Below are 272 nucleotides of genomic sequence, written 5' to 3'. Positions count from 1 at the left end.
GAATTATTCAGACAGGTGCTTTCAGGACTGGCATACGCACACGAGCGCAAAGTTGTGCACCGCGACCTCAAACCTTCAAACATAATGCACTGCAAAGACGCCGACGGCAGTGACCTCTACAAAATAATCGACTTTGGAATTGCTCGCATCGACCAGCCGACAGATCAAGAATCCAAGAATCTCACCAGGACCAACGCAATTTTGGGCAGTCCTCTTTACGCGAGCCCTGAACAATGCCGCGGCGACAAAGTTGATCATCTTTCGGACATTTA

At 49.3% G+C, this 272-nt stretch carries 1 protein-coding gene; it reads left to right on the top strand.

Annotated elements, in window-relative coordinates:
- Positions 1 to 15 precede the first annotated feature (15 nt).
- Positions 16 to 272: serine/threonine protein kinase (locus ACZ3HH_RS30015; protein WP_465810215.1), on the top strand; the 257-nt coding region annotated here is incomplete at its 3' end.

This window comes from Pseudomonas sp. PME37.24/025 (genome assembly GCF_055556615.1).
Note: the sequence above shows the minus strand (reverse complement) of the source record. Positions and strands in the feature narration are given on the sequence as shown.